This is a genomic window from Halomarinibacterium sedimenti (assembly GCF_019312585.1).
In the GTDB taxonomy this organism is placed as follows: Bacteria; Bacteroidota; Bacteroidia; order Flavobacteriales; family Flavobacteriaceae; genus Halomarinibacterium; species Halomarinibacterium sedimenti.
Genome location: NZ_JAHWDP010000002.1, coordinates 308436 through 326793, shown reverse-complemented (window position 1 = coordinate 326793; position 18358 = coordinate 308436). Strand labels below are relative to the sequence as shown.

At 36.2% G+C, this 18358-nt stretch carries 15 protein-coding genes; 7 read left to right on the top strand and 8 right to left on the bottom strand.

Annotated elements, in window-relative coordinates; translation table 11 throughout:
* Positions 1–30 precede the first annotated feature (30 nt).
* The gene (ettA, locus tag KXJ69_RS06095) at positions 31–1722 is read left to right on the top strand and encodes an energy-dependent translational throttle protein EttA (protein ID WP_219052087.1); all 1692 of its coding nucleotides are present in this window, start codon (positions 31–33) and stop codon (positions 1720–1722) included.
* A gap of 128 nt (positions 1723–1850) precedes the next feature.
* Entirely contained in the window at positions 1851–2423 is a 573-nt protein-coding gene (locus KXJ69_RS06090) for a nuclear transport factor 2 family protein (protein WP_219052086.1), read from the top strand.
* Positions 2424–2481: 58 nt separating this feature from the next.
* On the opposite strand, the gene KXJ69_RS06085 is transcribed toward KXJ69_RS06090, so the two are convergent.
* Positions 2482–3099, bottom strand: a complete 618-nt coding sequence (locus KXJ69_RS06085; RefSeq protein WP_219052085.1) for a glycoside hydrolase family 19 protein — start codon at positions 3097–3099, stop codon at positions 2482–2484.
* Between the two features lie 11 nt (positions 3100–3110).
* Positions 3111–3842, bottom strand: a complete 732-nt coding sequence (locus KXJ69_RS06080) for a hypothetical protein (RefSeq protein WP_219052084.1) — start codon at positions 3840–3842, stop codon at positions 3111–3113.
* A 163-nt stretch (positions 3843–4005) separates the two neighbouring features.
* On the opposite strand from KXJ69_RS06080, the gene KXJ69_RS06075 reads away from it, so the two are divergent.
* Together KXJ69_RS06075 and KXJ69_RS06070 are read left to right on the top strand one after the other, a co-directional pair.
* Entirely contained in the window at positions 4006–4698 is a 693-nt protein-coding gene (locus KXJ69_RS06075; protein ID WP_219052083.1) for an HAD family hydrolase, read from the top strand.
* 69 nt (positions 4699–4767) lie between these two features.
* The gene (locus KXJ69_RS06070) at positions 4768–6801 is read left to right on the top strand and encodes a S9 family peptidase (RefSeq protein WP_219052082.1); all 2034 of its coding nucleotides are present in this window, start codon (positions 4768–4770) and stop codon (positions 6799–6801) included.
* A 29-nt stretch (positions 6802–6830) separates the two neighbouring features.
* Here KXJ69_RS06070 and KXJ69_RS06065 read toward each other — a convergent pair whose 3' ends face one another.
* The 5 genes from KXJ69_RS06065 to recG form a co-directional block, all read right to left on the bottom strand.
* Positions 6831–8141 carry a hypothetical protein gene (locus KXJ69_RS06065; protein ID WP_219052081.1) on the bottom strand — a complete coding sequence of 437 codons (1311 nt, stop codon included), beginning with the start codon at positions 8139–8141 and terminating at the stop codon, positions 6831–6833.
* Between the two features lie 139 nt (positions 8142–8280).
* Positions 8281–9438: an alpha/beta hydrolase family protein gene (locus KXJ69_RS06060; RefSeq protein ID WP_219052080.1), complete on the bottom strand. Its 1158-nt coding sequence runs from the start codon at positions 9436–9438 to the stop codon at positions 8281–8283.
* Between the two features lie 95 nt (positions 9439–9533).
* Positions 9534–10079, bottom strand: coding sequence for a DinB family protein (locus KXJ69_RS06055; protein WP_219052079.1), 546 nt, complete (start codon positions 10077–10079; stop codon positions 9534–9536).
* Positions 10080–10135: 56 nt separating this feature from the next.
* Positions 10136–10642: a Crp/Fnr family transcriptional regulator gene (locus tag KXJ69_RS06050; RefSeq protein WP_219052078.1), complete on the bottom strand. Its 507-nt coding sequence runs from the start codon at positions 10640–10642 to the stop codon at positions 10136–10138.
* 109 nt (positions 10643–10751) lie between these two features.
* On the bottom strand, positions 10752–12857 hold the full coding sequence (gene recG, locus KXJ69_RS06045; protein WP_219052077.1) for an ATP-dependent DNA helicase RecG: 2106 nt from the start codon (positions 12855–12857) through the stop codon (positions 10752–10754).
* 46 nt (positions 12858–12903) lie between these two features.
* Between recG and KXJ69_RS06040 the strand changes: the two genes are divergently transcribed.
* Positions 12904–14958, top strand: a complete 2055-nt coding sequence (locus KXJ69_RS06040; RefSeq protein ID WP_219052076.1) for a M1 family metallopeptidase — start codon at positions 12904–12906, stop codon at positions 14956–14958.
* Positions 14958–15872, top strand: a complete 915-nt coding sequence (locus tag KXJ69_RS06035) for a patatin-like phospholipase family protein (RefSeq protein ID WP_219052075.1) — start codon at positions 14958–14960, stop codon at positions 15870–15872. Before KXJ69_RS06040 ends, KXJ69_RS06035 begins: the two co-directional genes overlap by 1 nt.
* Here KXJ69_RS06035 and KXJ69_RS06030 read toward each other — a convergent pair.
* On the bottom strand, positions 15869–16393 hold the full coding sequence (locus KXJ69_RS06030) for a DUF7935 family protein (RefSeq protein WP_219052074.1): 525 nt from the start codon (positions 16391–16393) through the stop codon (positions 15869–15871). The genes KXJ69_RS06035 and KXJ69_RS06030 overlap by 4 nt on opposite strands.
* Before the next feature lie 168 nt (positions 16394–16561).
* Here KXJ69_RS06030 and KXJ69_RS06025 point away from each other — a divergent pair, with 168 nt between their 5' ends.
* A complete protein-coding gene (locus tag KXJ69_RS06025) occupies positions 16562–18325 on the top strand; it encodes a T9SS type A sorting domain-containing protein (protein ID WP_219052073.1) in 1764 nt (587 codons plus the stop codon).
* The last annotated feature ends 33 nt before the right edge of the window (positions 18326–18358 follow it).

Below are 18358 nucleotides of genomic sequence, written 5' to 3'. Positions count from 1 at the left end.
CTTTAATTAATCTTTAATTTCTAATTATTTATGTCTGACGATAAAAAAGTCATTTTCTCAATGTCTGGGGTTTCTAAAACCTTTCAGAATGCACAATCTCCTGTTTTAAAAAATATTTATTTAAGCTTTTTTTACGGGGCAAAAATTGGAATCTTAGGTCTTAATGGAAGTGGAAAATCTACTTTATTAAAGATTATTGCTGGGTTAGATAAAAACCACCAAGGTGATGTGGTGTTTGCACCCGGCTATACTGTTGGATACTTAGAACAAGAGCCAAAGCTCGATGAATCTAAAACTGTTATAGATATTGTAAAGGAAGGAGCACAGGAAGTTGTGGATATCCTTGACGAATACAATAAAATAAACGATATGTTTGGTTTGCCTGAGGTGTATGAAAATCCTGATAAGATGCAGGAACTCATGGACAAACAAGCCAAGCTTCAAGATAAAATAGACGCTACCAATGCCTGGGAATTAGATACCAAGTTAGAAATAGCGATGGACGCACTAAGAACGCCGGAAGGAGACACTCCTATTAGTGTTCTTTCTGGTGGGGAGCGCAGACGTGTGGCGCTTTGTAGATTGTTACTTCAAGAGCCCGATGTGTTGTTACTCGATGAGCCAACCAACCACTTAGATGCCGAGAGTGTTCATTGGTTAGAACATCATTTAGCACAATATAAAGGAACTGTTATTGCCGTAACCCACGACCGTTATTTCTTGGACAATGTGGCGGGATGGATTTTAGAACTAGATAGAGGAGAGGGTATCCCTTGGAAAGGAAATTATTCTTCTTGGTTAGAACAAAAATCAAAACGTCTAGCACAAGAGCAGAAACAAGCCAGCAAACGGCAAAAAACGCTGGAACGTGAATTGGAATGGGTGCGAATGGCTCCCAAGGGTCGTCAAACTAAACAAAAGGCGCGTCTTCAGAATTACGATAAATTAATGAGTCAAGATCAAAAACAACTTGATGAAAAACTTGAAATATATATCCCGAATGGTCCTCGTCTGGGGACTAATGTTATTGAAGCCAAAGGAGTTGCCAAAGGCTTTGGGGATAAGCTGCTCTATGATAATTTAAATTTCAAACTTCCACAGGCTGGGATTGTTGGAATAATAGGCCCGAATGGTGCAGGAAAAACAACCATTTTCAAAATGATTATGGGTGAAATTGAACCCGACAAAGGAACTTTTGAAGTGGGTGATACTGCTAAAATCGCCTATGTAGATCAAGCACATTCCAATATTGATACTGAAAAAACCATCTGGGAAAACTTTAGCGATAAGCAAGAGCTTATAATGATGGGAGGGCGCCAAGTAAACTCACGCGCCTATTTAAGTCGTTTTAATTTTTCTGGAAGTGAACAAAACAAAAAAGTATCGATGCTTTCAGGTGGTGAACGTAACCGACTCCATTTAGCCATGACGCTGAAAGAAGAAGGAAACGTTCTATTGCTCGATGAGCCTACCAACGACTTGGATGTGAATACACTACGGGCCTTAGAAGAGGGATTGGAAAACTTTGCGGGATGTGCTGTGGTGATCAGTCACGACCGCTGGTTTTTAGATCGTATTTGTACACATATCCTAGCGTTTGAAGGCAATAGTGAAGTCTATTTCTTTGAAGGTGGTTTCAGTGATTACGAAGAAAATAAAAAGAAGCGTTTAGGTGGTGATTTAATGCCGAAACGAATTAAGTATAAAAAACTAATTCGATAATAGGTTTGCAATGTCATTTTCAATTTCAGAATTACTAATGTGATACATATCTAATTTCATATCGATTATTATTGTACCTTTAAAATCAGTTACTTACGAAAAGTAACAACTAACCAATATTAATAAATATGAAAAAAAGTAAATCCCTCAGTATTTATTTACTTGTACTTTGCACAGTGTGTCTGTCGGTTTGGTCTTGTAAAGAAAAAGAAGAAGTAACTCCAGAAGTTGTGGAGAAAGCTAGGCTTTATGATATAAGCCCAAACGAAGAAGCCAATATTGCTTTAGTAGGTAATTTTATTGACGCCCTAATTACCAATAAGTCAGACGCTTTAAGAAGTATGGTAACTGCAGAATATATGATGCGAGGACCTTCTGCTAAAGATTCTGTAAACATTGATCAATTAGTTTCTTATTGGGCTGTAAATGATTCCTTACGAAGTAATCAAGACGCTGGAATAATTATAATGACCTCCTTGGTTGCAAACGAAGGTGATTTAAAAGGTGATTGGGTTCATGTTTGGGGAACTTATACTGCAAATTTAAAGGGCAGTGATTTCTCATATAACATACCTTGGCATCAAGTGTACCAAATTGATAATGGAAAAATTACCCGAACTAGAACTTGGTATGATAGGCTTGACTCTGCCTTGGATATGGGAACGGTTGTACCCGCACCTGCTAAGAAGAAAAAGAAATAAGCCAGATTTAAAAAAAAGGAAAGGGCGATAAACTTTGGTTTATTGTCTTTTTTTATATCTAAACACTATATAATTTCTTGAATTCGTCTAAATAATGCTGACGATTGGTTAGTCCATTATACCCTCCATTAATAAGCTTTGTGACCATATGAATATCATCAGTATCGGCATACTTATTAATATTTCTTTTTTTCCAAAACCAACAAGCCGATGTTAATGCCCATTGGGGTTGTTCGAGTAATTCTGGCGACGAAATAAAACTTTGCCCAGTTTGATTAGATAAGGCTTGGTAGTTATCTTTTCCTGTTAACTGAATTAACCCTCGTCCTCTAAAGTTCCACCCATCGTTACTCGCTTCATTACCGTTTCCCATTCTATTGGCATAGACTTTATTTGCAATCTTTTTAGGCTGTCTAGCATAAGAGTTTGCTTCCTCTAGTGTAGGGAAATATTTTCTAAAAACACCATACAATGCTTTGGCAGAATAGTTTAAATTTTCAACCGCATATTTAAACCCACCACTTTCGTGAGCTACTTGCGCTAAAAAATATGCTTTTCTTAATGGCGTTGAAATATTGTACCGTGGTAATACTGTTTCAAATAAGGAAACATATTGTTTGGCATAATCCCAATTTACATCAGGGATGATGGTTTTAAAGTTTTCTTCAGTGATCATAATCGTTTCTTTTATCCTGTAAAAATGGATTTAATTTTATTAATGACACCTTGTAAAATGCTGAAAATGGCATCTGAAGAAAAACCTCCTGTAAGAGCCAAAACACTTTTATTAAAAAGGTTTATACCGTTGGGGTCCGAATTATAAAGTGAAAGGATTTCAGACATAATTAATCCAGCGATCACGCCCAAAACAACTAGGGCTACATAATAAATAGTATCCTCCGGAATTAAGGTCCCATCTTTCACAGAAGAACTCACATCTTTCAGCATGTAAAATACCACACCCAATCCTGAAACAGAGGCTAGGAATACTAAGTTTAAAAGCAATGACTTTCCACTATTAGACATAATTCCCTCATCAAGGGAATCGTTGTTTACTTCAGGAAATAAGCTAGTAATTATAAATGCTGAAAGGAATACTAATGCGAGTAGAATTAAATTTCTTACTAAAGGAAGTTTATTAAGTAATGTCTTTTTGGTCGAATTGTCATACAAACTCTTTGTGTACTGAATGGATTTGGGTGTAGCAGGTGAGACTTTTTTAAGCAATAAATTATAGGCACCAAATAAATCATCCACACTGCTATTTTGAACTAGTGTATTTACCTCTGGATTAATAGGTAAACCATTATGTATTGCAAACGAAAGCATATTATTAATGTCTTCGCTAAGTTGGTTGGTAAGGTCGTTGGAAATTCCTGGAACCATATTACTTGAGATAGTTTTATTTGTTGCATCCATAATTCTAAATTAATTTTTGCGCCTTAATTTTAATGCAAAGTACTCATAAGCAGCAGCATAGGGAATATGTATTTATACGTAATTTTTATATGAACTTTACACTTTCAATATTTGAAAAGACATTTATAAAGAAGTACTTTTAAAATTCAGAAATTAGAAACCTATGCCGCTATCCAAAATTCAAGCCATTGCCTTTGATGCCGATGATACCTTATGGGAAAATGAAACCCTTTTCCGAGAAACCGAACAACAATTTTGTGTTCTACTAAAGGATTATATGGAAGAAGAAGAGTGCAATAAGCTCCTGTTCGATATGGAAATGAAAAACCTTCCGTTGTATGGATACGGAATTAAACCCTTTACCTTATCACTTATCGAGGCCGCCATTGAATTTTCTGAAGGGAAATTACCCATTTCTGTGATTGAAAAACTTATTGCCATTGGCAAAGAAATGCTCAACGCACCTGTGGTGTTAATAGAAGGAATTGAAAATACTTTAAAGCAATTATCTTCAAAATACCAATTGATTATGGCAACCAAAGGCGATTTATTGGACCAAGAACGAAAGTTAATTAAATCGGGCTTGGAACCTTATTTTCACCATATTGAAATCGTATCAGACAAAACGCCAAAACACTATCAAAACTTGGTGAAACAACTGTATATAGAACCGCACCAGTTTTTAATGGTGGGGAATAGTGTGAAAAGTGATGTTCTTCCGGTGCTAGAAATAGGAGGGCACGCATTTCATATTCCGTTTCATACCACTTGGGAGCACGAAATGGTAAAAGAGCCAGTTGAACACCCTAATTTTAGATTGCTTTCTAAAGCATCGGAAATGCTTCAAATACTATAATTTTAAGGTATAATCGGTTTCAATTAAAATTGAAAACCGTTACCTTTATCTTCTTCAAAATATTGAATTATGCAAAAATTTCTATTTAGCTTTTTAGTCCTTTTCATTTCATTTCAGATAGCTGCCCAAGTGTCATCCAACTTTGAGTATTTGGATGTCTTTCAGCTAGAATATGCTAACCATCCTAAACTATCTCCCAACGGAGATTATATTGTATATGAGCGAAAGGGGTTTGATATTATGAAAGATCGAAGCAAAGGCGATTTGTGGTTGTTGAGTACCGATGGGAGAAAAATTCATCACAAGGTAACTTCAAGAGAAGCGAACGAAAGTAATGCGCAATGGTCTCCAACCGGCGACCGAATAGCCTTTGTAAGTAGCTCTGAAGAAGGAAGCGAAATCTATTTGTATTGGACCGAAACAGGTACTGTGGCTAAATTAACGCAATTAGAAAATAGTCCGTCTAATCTTGAATGGTCGCCCGATGGAACGCAGATTGCGTTTAGCATGAAGGTAAACGCAAAACCTCCTGTGTTAGCCAAAATGCCAGAAAAGCCAAAAGGGGCCAAATGGGTAGAATCCCCAAGAATCACAGATAGGTTAAAACACGAAGCTGATGGAGCAGGATATTTAAAACCTGGCTTTTCGCATATTTTTGTCATACCAGCGGAGGGAGGCTCTCCAAGACAGCTTACATCGGGTTCTTTTAATCACGGTGGAAGCTTGTCGTGGTCTAAAAACGGACAGAAAATCTATTTTTCTGGCAATCGGAATACGGATTGGGAATACGATTTTAGAAATAGCGAAGTGTATTCCATAGATATTTATACCAAATTATTTGAGCAATTAACTACGGTTTCAGGTCCAGATTATGCGCCAAAAGTTTCCCCTGATGGTAAAAAACTTGCCTATTTAGGTTATGAAGATAAGGTGCAGGCCTATCAAGTGACTAAGTTATATGTAATGGATATTAATGGCGGTGCTAATAAAGTAATTTCTGCAAAGTTTGATCGGGATGTGGATACTGCCGAATGGGCGCCAGATGGAAAAGGATTTTATATTCAGTATAACGATATAGGGAAAACCAAAATAGGGTATATGGATTTAAACGGTAATGTTTCCGAATTGGTTGACAACCTTGGTGGTACAACCCTTGGAAGACCCTATGCCAGTGGGAGCTTTAGCATCTCTAACAATGAAAAAATAGCATATACTATTTCCTATCCAGAACGTCCAGCCGATGTTGCGTTATTAGATAAACCTAGTACCAAGCCTAGACTTTTAACGATGCTTAATGAGGATTTATTGGCTTTTAAAACGATGGCTACCCTTGAAGAAATAAACTACAAATCCTCAATTGACGGAAGAAATTTACAAGGTTGGTTATTGTACCTTCCCGATTACGATAAAACCAAAAAACACCCACTTATTGTAGAAAATCATGGCGGTCCCATTTTAAATTATGGTCCGTTCTTTTCTGCTGAAATGCAACTCTATGCTTCAGCTGGGTACTTTGTTTTTTATCCTAATCCACGTGGAAGTACAAGCTATGGGGAAGAATTCGGTAATCTTTTATACAACAATTATCCAGGTGAAGACTATAACGATGTTATGGATGGAGTAGATGAGGTTTTAAAAAGTGGTAAAATAGATCAAAATCGATTGTTTGTTACAGGAGGCAGTGCAGGAGGAATCATGACCGCTTGGATTATTGGTAAAAATAACCGATTTCGTGCAGCTGTCGTTGCCAAACCAGTAATGAACTGGATTAGTAAAACACTAGTGGCGGATAACTATTACGGGTATGCTAATTCACGATATCCTGGACAACCTTGGGAGAATTTTGAAAACTATTGGAAGTTTTCTCCAATTTCATTGGTAGGAAATGTTGAAACGCCCACTATGGTGATGGTTGGAATGGACGATTTACGAACTCCACCCAGTGAAGCAAAGCAATTATATCATGCGCTTAAACTGCGTAAGATTGAAACTGTTTTGGTAGAAATACCCGAAGCTTCACATGGTATTGCCAATAGGCCTAGTAATTTAATTACTAAGGTGGCACATACACTGGCGTGGTTCGAAAAATATGATAAAAAATGATATTAGGCTAAACAACACTTTACTACCAATTAATCACCACAATGTGAGCCTTCGGCCTTCCATCGCTTCTCTTGTTCTGCAATTTTGTAGTCATTATTTATGGTCATGACGCCAAGAAAATTCATATTTACGCCTGCATGTGCTGCGTATTTAAGGGTGGCGGTATGGCAGGGTCTATTATCCAAAAGGCCTGTGCTTAAATACGACGAAGCGTGTGTGTTTAATAATAAGTAGGGGACAACGGTATTGCCTAATATCCCTATTTCAAACCGAGGAAATTCTACCCCTACACCCATTCCTGCTATCCCTGCCGTTGCGGTATTGCTATCGCCAGTTTGTTCTGCCGTATCGCTTGAAACATTTCCTGTGGTGTTCATTCGGCTACCGTTATAGGAAAATCCGAGATTGCTGTTATACGTAAGTTTCATACTCGCTTGGCTACTACTACCTGCAGCCACTTCTGGATAAATTTTAAGATTGGCTTTTAAGCGTAGTGTTATAGGAATAATGCCTTGTACAAGGATAGTGCGCTCAATGGTTGCGGGAATTTCAAGGATGGCAATTTCGCTTCCTAATCCAACCGCTGCAAATTTTAATTCTACTTCACCCTCAAGTCCGTCATTGTTATAAGAAAACTGTTGCGTTTCACCGCCTTCAATTTGTATAGACGAATTACTGGTAAAGGAAGAAATAAATCCTTCGGCGGTAATGCTACATACACGTTCTTTGGTAGCTGTGAGCTTAATTTTAAGTTTGTCGCCTGCTTCGGGAGTCAATTCAAATTCAATTTTCCAGCCACGTATTTCTCTTTCAATTTTTACATGGAGTCCTTCCTCTTCACCATCCAAAGTGGTAAGTAACGGAGGCACTATAGTAGCTATAGGTTGTCCCACTTTTACGTTGGCAGCGGCAACACCCGCTTTATCCCAAGTAACGGGGGTGCTATAGGAAATATCAGCCTCTTTAAAATAATCGGTGAGGCGAGCGAACTCCGATTCCACCATGATTTTACCGCTCTCTTTTTTTACGCTTTTGATTTTGCGTAGCGAATGTCCTTCAAACAATACAACGGTACCAACTTCTAAATCTTCTACTTCATCAGCATCGTCGGAAAAGGTGTAGGTACCAGTTTCAGCATTGTAATTTTCTAAATTGTCTATAACCGAAGCAGAAATACTTGTTGTGTTTTCTTTAGGAGTTACCTTTAAAGTTTGGGTTTTAGGGATGATATGGTTTTTAGACGAACCGTGAGATCTGTTTTTATCTCCCCCACAAGAAAAGAGAATAAAAAACAGCGACAGTATAGTCACTCTTTTTAGAAAAAAAATGATGGATTTCATAGCAATGATGTTGGTTAATAGGTTGAATATAAAGATACTACTTTTCCTATTTGAAAATACCTCTTAGGTAATTTTGGAAATTATTTTTAGCTGAAAGTGGGAAGGGATTTGTTTAATTGTAGGTTTTAGTTGAAAAGGGTTAGTTAAAGTAAAAGTGATTAATAAGGTTTTTGCATTTTAATGGTTTTTTCTCTTTAACCGAATTAAAAAAACATTCTATTAATTTTAAGTGTTCATTATATAGGATTAATTGGGATTTCATTATGGACGAATCGGGTTGCGGAAAGGTAGTATTGTACAATATCCGCATTAGATAGGCAGAAGTATAGCTTTCATGTCCAAAGGGATTCTTTGTAGCCACATGATACACGTCTTTTGTGCCCAGGGGTTCAAAAAAAGAGAACTTTTCATTTTGGGCGGTGTTGGCTATTAACATTACGGGTATTGGATATTTACGTTTATCTGTATTAATCACTTTATAGACTTCGGGCCATTTTTGTTTTATTTCTATACTATCGGTTTTAAATTCAATAGTGGTTTCTAATGACACAAAACCACTAGCCCAGTTTTTATCAAATAAATATGTGAATCCCACTTGCGCCCCCCAACTATGTCCTATAAAAAATAGGTTGTTGTTGGTGGTAAGTCCTTTGGCAAAGGCTGTTACTTTTTTAGGAAAACTTGTTATATCGCTAACCCCAAAACTAGCACCATAAACCATTCCTTCAAAAGGCAAATGATAATTGGCAGAAATAAATATGTACCCTCTAGAAGCGAAATATTCAGCCATAATATAATTTTCATCTGGTAATCCCTGTCCACCATGATGGTAAAGCATTACAGGGAATTCGGTTGTTGTGGTTAGTGGGTGTCGAATACTCTTTGTTCCTGTTTTTTTTAGAGTATCTAGTACTTGCTCATACGTATATCCGTTGTAATTTAAGGGTTCGTAGGTTTCAAATTGTTCAGAAATATTATAGGAGATAAAACTGTTGTCTATTTCCCGAGTGAGATTATCGTATACCTCTTTTAATTCCTCAGGGACTTCTCTTTTTCTGAAATCGCCATAACTTAGATATTCTAACGGAATTGATTCTTGTAATGGGTACCAAATTTGAACGAACAGGGGAGCAGCTCCGGCGTACCCATATTGTTGGTAATTTTCATCCTCATTAAAAATGATGGAATCGAAATACCCTACTTTAAATGTTCCTAACTCAATTAGTTCATAGAAGGAATTTTGTCCTAGGGCATTTAAACAGGTTAAACCTAAAATAATTGATAAAAGTGCTCTCATTATTTTTAATTAATACCCAGGCAATGGTTTTGTAATATACTTTATAAATTGTAATCTGAAGCCAACAAATTACAATTATAAATTGAATGTATCATTCATTTTAGTGCCACTTGTATTCTTTCAATTTGATTTAAATGTCTAATAATATGATTCAAATAAAACCGAAAAGTGTCACCCAATTTTAGTTTTATTAAACTTGATATGGATGTTTTAATTTTCACTTTGTTTAAACTTACATTTCTAGATTGATTTATCAATTCTAAAAGTTTAATTTGTTGATTTATAAACCTATCGATAACAGTTTTGTCGAGGTTGGCATGTAAAGGATTTTTGTCTTTAAAGGTTTTCATTTTATTTAATTTCCCTTTTGGCAACATACTTTTAGTAAAATAACCTCCCAAATAGCCACTATTAAATTCTAGTTCGGGTTGGGTCTTGGAATTTTTTATTTCGTTTTCCATTTGTACCAAATAAAAGTCACCATATAAATTTAAATGTTCTAGACATTCCAGAATATTCCAAGATGTAGAATTTTCTCTCCAAGTTAACATATCCTCGTTAAGATGTTTTAGTTTTTCTACTTGGTTAATACTTTGTTTTACTTGTTCTAAAAGTGTTTGAATTAAATTCTCAGATTGCATATTATGTATTTTAATACAAAACTCTTAAAATCATTATTTATAAATCTTGATTGAAGTCAAGACTTTTTTAGTCGGGATAAAGTTTCTGGACTCATTCTTAAATAATTAGCAATATGTTTGTTAGGAATTTCCTGAAATAGCTGTGGACTTCGTTTTAATACTCTTTCATATCGTTCTTTTGGTGAATTTGTTAAAATATCGATTTCGCGCTCCATTTGTTGTATTACCAAGGTCTCTAATATTTGAGTCCATAAATTTCGATTCCCTTCTATTTCCAAAAACTGGTTACATTGTTCTTTAGTAATAACTTTAACAACCGTTTTTTTTATGGCTTGAATATATAATTCTGAAGGTTTTCCAGTTAAAAATGAGTCTAAAGAAGCAATTAAATTTTCTTTGTAACCAAATCTAATTATTTGTTCTTCATATCCATCTAAAACAAAAACTCTTAGCGTCCCACTTTCTATATAGTAGATATTAGTATCAATACTACCTTTCACTTTTAGAAATGCATTTCTATCAAGGGTTATACTTCTGTTTGAAAGTTCAATAATTCCATTCATTTTTATTTAGGTGCTAAAGGACCTCTCCCTTTTATTTATTTGGTTAACTTATTTCAAGATAAAGTACTTCTAGCTTTTTAGTTTTAGCTTTTAAAGTGATAAAAATAGATTAACTAATATAATTCCAAATGTTTTTAAACTTCACCAATTGGGTATATGTATGTAAAATAGGGGCGTTGTTAGGTTTTTGTAGGGATGGGTCGTCTTTAAGTACTTGCATCGCATAGCTACGGGCAATTTTTAAAATTTCACTGTCTTTTATAATATCGGCTATCCTTAAATTTAATACCCCGCTTTGTTGGGTGCCCATCATATCACCAGGGCCACGCAATTTTAAATCCACTTCGCTTATTTCAAAACCATCATTGGTGCGTACCATCGTTTCTAAGCGTGTTTTGGCATCTGCAGAGAGTTTGTGGCTAGTCATCAAGATACAGTAACTCTGCTCTGCTCCACGTCCTACACGCCCTCGTAACTGGTGCAACTGGGATAATCCGAAGCGTTCGGCACTTTCAATCACCATCACCGAGGCATTGGGGACATCGACGCCCACCTCAATAACAGTAGTGGCGACCATAATTTGGGTTTCTCCTTTTACAAACCGATTCATTTCATAATCCTTATCGGCTGGTTTCATTTTTCCGTGGACAATAGAAATCTGGTATTTGGGTTTTGGAAATTCTCTTGAAATACTTTCATACCCGTCCATTAAATCTTTGTAATCCAAGGCCTCACTTTCTTGTATTAATGGGTACACAATATACACCTGTCTGCCTAGTAAAATCTCGTCTTTTAAAAACCGAAAAACCTTGAGTCTATTCGAGTCAAATCTGTGTACAGTTTTAATGTCTTTTCTACCCGGCGGAAGTTCGTCAATAACACTTACATCTAGATCACCATACACACTCATGGCGAGGGTTCGGGGGATAGGGGTAGCGGTCATAATTAAGATGTTGGGAGGTTGCACATTTTTGTGCCATAATTTGCTTCGTTGTGCCACCCCAAAACGATGTTGTTCATCTACAATAGCAAGCCCTAAATTTTTAAATTGAACGGTATCTTCCAACAGCGCATGGGTGCCAATTAGCACTTGTAAAGACCCATTTTGAAGGTTTTCGTGAATTTCTTTTCTTTCTGAAGTTTTAGTTGAACCTGTAAGTATTGAAATACTGATATTCAATTTATTACACCACACTAGTAAACTGTTATAATGTTGGACTGACAAAATTTCAGTTGGCGCCATTAAACAACCCTGAAAACCGTTGTCAAGTGCTATTAATAGGGACATAAAGGCAACTATTGTCTTTCCAGAACCTACATCTCCTTGTAACAACCGATTCATTTGTGAAGCTTGCCCCAAGTCATGACGAATTTCTTTAATAACTCGCTTCTGTGCTTCGGTTAAATTGAAAGGTAAATGCTCGTTAAAAAAGGTATTAAAATAGTCGCCTACTTTTGGAAATGTATACCCTTTAATTTTGGTTTTATGGAGGATATTTTTCCGAATCAATTGCAACTGAATGTAAAATAATTCTTCAAACTTTAATCGGTATTGTGCCCTTGATAATAGGGTCTGATTTTTCGGAAAATGAATGTTAAAAAGAGCCTCATTTTTAGGGAGTAATTTAAGGCTGTTTAGGACCTCTTTTGAAAGGCTTTCTGCAAGCCTATTTTTGGCTTCCAAAAACAGGGTTTCTAGCAAGGTGCTAATGACCTTATTGGTGATACCACTACTCGATAATTTTTCGGTGGAAGGATAGATAGGTTGCATGGCAGATCGCAAACTTTTTTCGTGTGCTTCGAGCAATTCCATTTCGGGATGGGGCATCGAATACATGCCATTAAACCAGTTGGTCTTTCCGAAGATGACATAGGGAACATTCAATTTTAAATTTTCTCGTATCCATTTATGGCCTCGAAACCAAACAAGTTCCATTTGCCCTGTATCGTCTGTAAAGGTGGCTACTAAGCGCTTTCCACGTTTTTGCTCCACCGTTTTAATATGCGTTATTTTTCCAATGATCTGGACTTCAGCATTTGTTTTTTGTAATTCTCCTATTCTGTAGTATTTGGTGCGGTCGAGATACCTATTGGGAAATAAATGCATTAAATCCTGAAAGGTGTGAATCCCCAACTCCTTTTTAAGCAAATCGGCTCGATTAGGACCTACGCCTTTAAGATATTCTATAGGAGTTTGAAGGAAATGGGCATTCATAAAACGAAAATACTTAATTTGGCAAAACAATTGCTAGATTACTCCGATGAGATACACTTTCTTCCTTTTTATTTTCTTTACAACAGCACTGAATGCTCAGCAAAATGACCTAGTTGACTTTATAACGATTGATGCTACGGTGGAACCCATTGCTGTAGAAGAAAGAGTAGAGGGAACGGTTCGAGTTACCTTTAAAATGATTCAAAGAGCAGATTCTGTTTATTTGGATGCGAAAAAGATGATGATTACCGATTATGCCTTGGAAGGAGTAACTGTAAAAGCATCCGAAGATAAAATTTGGCTTATCAATTCCTTTGAAAAAGATATGACCTATACAGCGTTTTTCAGTTATGAAGCAACCCCAAAACAAGCGTTATACTTTACAAAAAATCAAATTTGGACACAAGGGCAAGGGAAATATACGTCACATTGGTTGCCAAGTATCGACGATATGAATGATAAAATTGAATTTGATCTTCAAATAATGGCACCCAGCGAGTTTACTGTTGCTGCCAATGGAAGACTCGATAAATTTATTTTGTACGACGATAAAATTGCGTGGAAATTCGATATGCAACAACCCATGTCCAGTTACTTAGTGGCCTTTGCCATTGGGGATTTTAAAATGAAGAAAATAGAATCGGAATCGGGAATTCCTATTGAATTGTATATCGCCACGAAGGATAGCTTAAAGCGAGAACCTACCTATCGTTACACCAAAGAGATTTTTGATTTTTTGGAAGAAGAGATTGGCGTTGCCTATCCTTGGCAAAACTATAAACAAGTACCTGTGAGTGATTTTCTATACGCTGGTATGGAGAATACGGGCTGTACTATTTTTTCGGAGGCTTTTGTGGTAGATGGTACAGGGTTTGTAGATAGAAATTATGTCAATGTCAACGCCCATGAATTGGCACACCAATGGTTTGGAAATCTTGTTACCGAAACCGAAGGTAATCACCACTGGTTACACGAAGGATTTGCTACCTACTATGCCCTCTTAGCTGAAAAAGAAATCTTTGGGGAGAATTACTATTATTGGAAATTATTCAATAGCGCAGAGCAGTTACAAGCAATGAGCGATATTGGCAAAGGAGAAAGCTTGCTCAATCCTAAGGCATCTTCACTAACTTTTTACGAGAAAGGAGCATGGGCATTGCATATTTTAAAAGAATTGATTGGTGAAGAGGCTTTTAAATTAGCCGTTGAAAATTATTTACTAAAGCATCAGTTTTACAATGTTACTACAGAAGATTTTTTGGATTCTGTAAGAGCTAACACTTTTGTTGAAATCACTCAATGGGAAGAGGATTGGTTACATCAATCGGCATTTAAAGCGGAGCAGGCGTATCAATCATTAAAAAAATCAAGTTTTATGCAGCAATTTTTTGAAGTTTCTGCTGTACGAGCCATTCCCATTTCAGAAAAGAAACCCTTGTTAAAACAAGCGATAATCTCCGGCAATGATTTTATAGGGCAAGAAGCGGTGTACCAATTGGCGTTTGAAGATTTTACAGAAGTTTCTGAACTTTATAGAACAGCTTTAAAGACCAATAATTTGCTTATAAGGCAGGCAGTTGCTATGTCGATGGATAAAATCCCGTTGGAATTTGAGTCAGAATACAAAACCCTTTTAGAGGATGCATCATACCTTACTATGGAAGCCGCTTTGTATAATTTATGGGTGAGTTTTCCCGAAAAAAGAAATGAATATTTGGAAAAAACAAAGGATTTAGTGGGGTTTCAGGATAAGAATATTCGTCAGTTATGGTTGGGATTGGCATTATTTACCGAGGGATATAGCGATTCAGAAAAACCACAAATGCTTTCAGAGTTGTTAAGTTATTCTAGAGAAGATTATTCGTTTGAAATTCGTGAAAAGGCCTTCGATTATTTATATTCTATGAGAATTCAGCATGATGATTTTATTAAAAGCCTAGTAAATGCTTGTACACATCATTATTGGCGATTTCGGGATGGAGCACGCGAAATGCTGGACGATTTTATGGCAAAGGAGCCGAATAAAGAAAAGGTTTTGGCGTTATTTAGTAGTTATTCTGAAAAGGAAAAAGCGTATCTTAAACGTAAATTAAATTTGTAATGAGAGCATTGGTAATTTCTGGGGGTGGAAGTAAAGGAGCCTTTGGTGGCGGGGTCGCTCAGTACCTAATTGAAGAATTGGGTTATAACTACCAGCTCTTTGTTGGGACATCTACGGGAAGTTTGTTGGTGCCAAATTTGGCACTCAACCATATCGAAAAAATAAAGAATGTCTATACTTCTGTAAATCAAGAATCTATTTTTAGCAATATGCCCTTTATTATTAAAAAGAATAAATGGGGTGGAAAGGAAATAGGCATTAATCATTTTAATGTGTTAATGAATTTTCTTCGGAAGAAAAAAACCTTTGGTGAAAGCAAAAACCTTCGAAAACTCATTGAAAAAACCTTTACCGAAGCCGATTTCAATACTTTAAAGCAGAGTGACAAGGATGTAATTGTTACGGTTTCCAATCTTTCCATTAATCAGGTGGAATATAAATCCCTTAAAGACTTTGAATACCAAGATTACCTAGATTGGATTTGGATTTCGTGTAATTACACCCCCTTTATGAGCTTGGTAAAAAAGGAAGGTTGCGAATATGCCGATGGAGGTTTTGGGAGTATGGTGCCAATTGAAGAAGCCATTAATAGAGGGGCAACCACTGTGGATGTAATTATCCTTGAAACTGAAGTGACGTATTACAATAGGTTGCCGTCCAGAAATGTGTTTTCGTTAATTAGTACCATGCACGAGTATATGTCTGATAGAATTGAAAAACAGAATATCCGCATTGGTAAATTTGTCGCTGGAAATAGCAATGCCATCCTTAACTTTTACTATACACCAACGGTATTAACCACTAATTCCCTTGTATTTGATAAACACGAAATGTCTAAATGGTGGGAGAGTGGTTTTCAGTTTGCTAAAATGAAGAATAGCGAATTGAATGAAATTAAAGGGCCAGAGGCTTAAAATAATTCTCCTACTTCCTTTTTAATATAAGCAAGTGCCTTTTGTGAGGGCGTAATTTCCTCCATAAAATTCCGAAGTAAATACTCACGCATAGAATCTGCATCGCCATCTTTTTCGTGCATAGCCGCTTGCCTTATGATATGTATGGTGGCATTTTTTGCGGCGTTAATTAAATTCCAGCATTCTGGGGTGATATAAATCTGTTGGGTTACATTGTGTTCAAATTCTTGCTCAATGTTTTTAATAATTAACTCCTCGTATTTTGAAACTTCATCTGAAAATGGTTTTACACGAATTAATAGCTTATTTGGGTCAATTCGTTCTAAAAGGAGTGTTAACCTTTCATACGCTTGTAAACGCATAGGCAACACTTTGTTTTGGGCTTCCTTTTGAACTAAATACCTTCTTCTTCCTTCTTCGTTTGCGGTGTGCCCTTTAAAAAAGAAATAGGATACTAACCCAACCACAATAGCTGGGAGTAAGTAAGCAACATAACTAATAACTTGAGAGAATTCTTCCATAAATTTTTAAGTATTAAGCAAACTTACAGTTTTTGTGAAACTTTACAAATAACGTTCATAGGATGAAAGTAGTATTTGATGAAATGATTTATAGTTTATAAAGTATCAATCTTGTAGCGACCTATTATCGATCATACTTTTAAATCGCTTAATAGAAAAACACTACAAATGAAAACAAAACTTTACATCGCAATTTTTTTCCTAACTCTTTCTTTGACGGCTTTTGGGCAATTTCAAATGAATAGTGGGGGAGCAAATGAATACTACCATGATTTAAATACAGATATTATAAACGATAACAGCAATGACTTTGTAATAGCTGGAAACTTATTTGATGCAAATTTTAGCACACAATTAATGGTGTTGTTTCGAAAAAGTCAAAACGGGACCACTGTTTGGGAGCATAATTATGTTTCCCCTGGAGGTCCCATAGTTAGAGTCCTTGACGTTGTAAATTATTTTGATAAAATCTTTGCTACAGGTTATATAGAACTGAATGGACCTGGAACACGAACCACTTTTATAGCTGATATTAATGCAGTAAATGGGTTGGTAACCAATGCGTTCTTTTATGATGTCTTAACTCCACCGATGAACTCTCAAGGGTTAAAAATTATTGTTAGTAATAGTGATGCCGATGGCGATGGTGTAGCAGATTTAGGACTGGTTGTTGGGGGCTATTTTTCTAATTGTGTTCCCATAAATACTAATGGAAGTACCTGTACAAACTTAGGATTTGTGTTACGAACAGATTTTAATTTAAACACAATTTGGATGATTGAGTTAGACAATAACAACACTACCACAGGGAATTTTGATTACGATTTTATAAATGGCATTACCGAAACACCTACTGGGTTTTTCCTTACAGGAAGTGTAGTTGGAATTCCAATGGCAGGGGTTCCAGACCAACAGGGTGTTTTAGCACATAAAATTGATTTTATGGGAAATTTTGTATGGGACGGGAGCTATATTTTTGGAAATGCAAACGATTTGAGTGTAGATGCTTATTACGACACTGCTTCATCCCAAATATTTATGCTAGCCAATTATTCTCAAACACATTATTTTGGAGTTACAGTCTATAACGACGCTACTGGGGTGATAAATAATGCTAGTAGTTGGTATGTAACCGATTTCAATGATTTAAATACGTATGCTTTTAAATTAACCGAATCGATTACAAATCCTGCTAATTTAGTAATATCAGGTTATGACAGAGATCAGGTGTGGCAGGATGCTTTGGGTAATCCCGTCACAGGACAAAGTAATATTTTTATTTACGAGTTTGATAAATCAACAGGGGCTCAAGTAGGGCAATACACACAATATTTGGTTCCCCATATTGAGCACAGTCCTGAGGAACTTAATTTTTGGAGTTTGCAAATGCCCTTAATTTATTATCCCGATATGAGCTATCAATACACAAATAATGATGGTACGGGCACCTTTTATTTTCACGTTGGGTATCGAACAATTCCTTCTGGTGAAACCTGGGTAGAATCACTTTCTACAAATGCAACACTGCAAAATGTGTGTATTAATTTAAGAAAAACCCTAACGTTAAACCCGTTACTGTATACCCCCATAGTTGCTACTTCCGGATTTGTTCCCTATTCTGAAGGACCTATCGTACTTAATGCAAATCCAATGACTCCCATAGATAGGGATTGTGATGATACTATTCTTTCTATTATTAACCCACAAGGCAACCTTTGGAAGCTGTATCCTAATCCGTGTAACGAATTAGTTTATGTCACTTCAGAAACTGAAGTGGCTTATACGCTGTTCGACGAAATGGGTCGAAAGATTAATTCTGGATCTGTTTCTAGAGATAAACCCATTCAAGTGTCCCATTTGTCGAAGGGAATCTATTTTGTATCATTAATTAATGCAAATAGCTCTGGAACAATAAAGCTTGTAAAGGACTAATATATTATTTAACAAAAGGGCGAAGCTACTATT